Genomic DNA, 3,613 nt, shown 5'->3' on the forward strand with positions numbered 1-3,613 from the left:
TCCCTTGCTATTTGCTCTAGATGTTTGCGTATCTCCTCCACCATTTTTCTGCGCAACCGATTCTTAAACTACCCAATAATGATGGTTACGACTAATACGCCAATGCCGCTAAACAGCCACTCTTTGTTGCTAATAACCCACTTAACCCAATCCATTCCGTTCTCACCGTTACCGGGTATAACTAACAGTCTAGGAAATGGAATGAAGATTTACAGACTCACTCTGGCTGAAGGAGCAGGAGACCTCCTTAGCATGAGCGCGTTTGGCTTTCGCTGGATAGAACCCAAAATGGTGGCGTAACTGACTCGGCCAACACCGCTATTGGTATTTGGTTCATCGGGGTTGGGGAATACAGCCCCGCCCCCGATGGTTTGTCGACAGCCTGTACTACAACAGAATAATATTACTAAGTACATTGTGAAGTAGATGGAGAGGAGCCGAGCGGTGGTTCTAAAACAGGAGCTTGCTGATCACCATGAAAATTAAGATTGATTACTCTATCCACAGAATTAATGGTTTCTTTGCGATGTGCAATGAGAATTCTTGTGATGGATAATGAGTTAATATTGTCATTAATCCAACCTTCGTTTTGGTGATCTAAATGACTTGTTGATTCATCTAAACAGAGCACTTGCGGTTCTTTATATAATGCTCTTGCCAGGAAGATCCTCTGTAGCTGCCCACCAGAAAAGTGATTTCCCATATCACCTACCAGTGAATGGAATCCCATAGGTAAGGAATGAATATCACGCAAAATGCAGGCCAGATGGCAGCTCTCCTCTAGTTTGTGTTCATCATAGTTAGAGTCAAGCATAGTGATATTTTCTGCCAGTGTACCTGACAGCAAAACATCATTTTGCATAACTGCACCAAAATGCTTGCGATACTCGTTTAGGTTAAAATCACTGATCTCAACATTATCCAAATATATACGACCGGAAGTTGGTTTGAGTAGTCCTAAAATAATCTTTAGCAATGTAGTCTTGCCGCATCCTGACGGCCCGGTAATCGCGACGGATTCACCGGCGGATATATCTAAACTGACATCCTTTAATATCCACTCTGAATTGCTCGAGTAGCGGAAACTAACATTTTCCAAACGGATATGACCTTGGACTATATGAGGAGATGAAGCTCCATTAAACAGTGATTGCTCCTGTTCTTGCAATGCAATGTCTGACAAACGTTCTAAATGAAGGCTTAGTAGCTTGAAATCCAATACTTTATCAATGAAACGATCGGTACTTGATATAAACTGGCTTTTATAGGCGATAAAAGCCAGTAACATACCGACTGTCAGTTGGCTATCCATAACTGCCACTGCACCCAAATAAATGATAATTATTGACTCAAACCCCAGCAGGAGTTGATTTAATGTGCTCTCAGCGAGGCCAAGCTTTCCTAAACGGATTTGTGAGTTGATCACATCTGCATACCGGTTTATCCAGGTGTTCATGCGGCTAGCTTCATGAGAGAACAACTTTATCGTTTGGATAGCTCGAACGGATTCCAAAAAAGTCGAATCCCCTTTAGCTTCAGCGACAATCGACTCTTCAGTGATCCTTCGGTTTGGGTAATAAAATGCAATCTGAAGTAATGATGAAAGTAACATGATGCCAACAACAATTGCTGTTAGTGTTGGGTTATAAAGATACATCATGATTAACACTACTGTTGCCATTAGCCCATCGATAATTGCTTCAATCAGACCAGTAGTGATCAGCTCTTGAATTGAGCCTAGAGCGCCAAATCGCGAAACGACATCACCTATATGTCGTTTCTCGAAGTAACTGACAGGTAGTCTGAGCAAATGATGAAAAAGATTAGCTCCCATCTGTAAGTTTAATGCGCTACTAAACCTAAGAACGATCCAACTTCGAAATGTACTCACACCAACCTGAATCAGCATTAACATTGCAAAACCAAGAGCCAGAATAACAAGTAAGGGTTGGTCTTGACTGAGTAATACTTGGTCTATTACCCATTGCATATAGTATGGAGAGAGTAAAGCTGAAACTTGCATGATAATGGATAAAGCAAATAGTGCAGCCAGGGAGCGTTTTAAACCAACAATTTTCTCCCAAAGCTGATTCATTTTCATAACAACGCGAATATCTTGCTTTTTGAACTCTGTTGTTGGCATTAGCTCTAGAGCTATGCCCGTGAATGAATCGCTAAAATCCTTTATGCTAAGCTTCCTTTTGCCGACTTCTGGATCATTGATATAGACTGCATTCTTGGTAATGTTTGTAAGGACAACAAAGTGATCCATATTCCAGTGCAGGATACACGGCAGGTGCAGTTGACCAATATCATCTAACGAGCACTTGAGAGCGCGACATGAAAGCTGTTGTTCATTTGCTACTTCGATTAATTGTTTTAAGCTCATTCCTTGAGCATCAAGAGTAACTTTTTTCCTTAAAAGCGGAAGGTTTATCTGACGCCCATAATAGGAAGCTATCATTGCTAAGCATGCTAAACCGCATTCTGCAACTTCAGATTGTAGTACTAAAGGAACGTGTCGCTTTCCAGACCAAGAAAGTAAGTTGGTTATGCTGAAGAGCTCTGAACCTGAGGAAGATGCGCTGAGAGTACGTTGAATCATCCAAGTCTCCCTTTTACTGCATAGATAGGATCTAATAACCACTCTAGTAGACTACGCTTTTCTAAAATAATGTCTGCATCAGCAATCATACCAACTTTGAGGGGAAATTTTTTTCCGTAGGCGCTAACAGATTGTTGGTATAATTTAGCCCTGACGCGATACATGGCTTCACTAATACTCACAGGTAAAACCTTATCTGTAGGAAGGATCAGGGCCTGATCAACGTTTGATATTTCGCCTGAAATAAATCCGAACTTCTGGTATGGAAAGGCATCAAAGCGAATCTTTACCTTATCCCCCATTTGGACAAAACCGGCAGAATGGGTTGGTAGTAATAATTCGATTTCCAGAGGAGAGTCTAAAGGAATAATACTCATCAAAGGGGTTCCGGACTCAATGCGCGTCCCCAGGCTCGGTTGTATGGTGGTAACAAAACCTGCTTCCGGGGCTTTTTTTATAAACTCATACTGATTATCTAATTGAGTAACTTGACTCTTTAGCTCTGAGACTTGTCGTTCGATGTTGGCTTGCTGAAGAATTAATTGGCCAGGTAAGGCTAAACGTTTTGATTCTAGAGCAGTAATTTCTGACTGAACACTTATTCTATCCATCTCTAGGCGTTCATGCGCTTCTAATGTAGTAAGATACTCTTCTCTTATGGACTCAAAATTATGTAAAGAAAGGTAACCTTTTTGATGCAAAGTCTGATTGTTTAAAAGTTGATTTTCTTTTAGCTTGAGTTTCTTAAAACTGGTTCTTTTTGCATTATTAATAGCAGAAAGGCTTATTTGAAGTTGTTGAATCTGTCGGTCAATACTTTTAAGCTCTTTTTTATGAATATCATTCAATATTTTGTATTCTTTTTCTAGTGAACTAATCTGCTGACCTAACTCTTTACTTAGTGCTACTGACAACTCAACTCCTGTAGTCAGGCTACGACTATTTTTAATTTTAACCAGAGCATCTCCCTGGTTTACCTGCTCTCCCTCTTCAATATAGAATTGCTCA

General features: G+C 40.5%; 2 protein-coding genes. Both read right to left on the reverse strand.

The window, feature by feature from the left end:
- Positions 1-406 precede the first annotated feature (406 nt).
- Entirely contained in the window at positions 407-2,605 is a 2,199-nt protein-coding gene (locus tag MHN01_RS20260; RefSeq protein ID WP_239413058.1) for a peptidase domain-containing ABC transporter, read from the reverse strand.
- The coding region (locus MHN01_RS20265; RefSeq protein WP_239413060.1) for an HlyD family secretion protein at positions 2,602-3,613 on the reverse strand (1,012 nt) is incomplete at its 5' end. The genes MHN01_RS20260 and MHN01_RS20265, both read right to left, overlap by 4 nt.

It is taken from the genome of Photobacterium sp. OFAV2-7 (assembly GCF_022347985.1).
In the GTDB taxonomy this organism is placed as follows: Bacteria; Pseudomonadota; Gammaproteobacteria; order Enterobacterales; family Vibrionaceae; genus Photobacterium.

Bases quoted from the DNA above. Each gene is read 5' to 3' on its own strand.
- MHN01_RS20260 (WP_239413058.1), bottom strand. From the start codon at position 2,605: ATGATTCAACGTACTCTCAGCGCATCTTCCTCAGGTTCAGAGCTCTTC.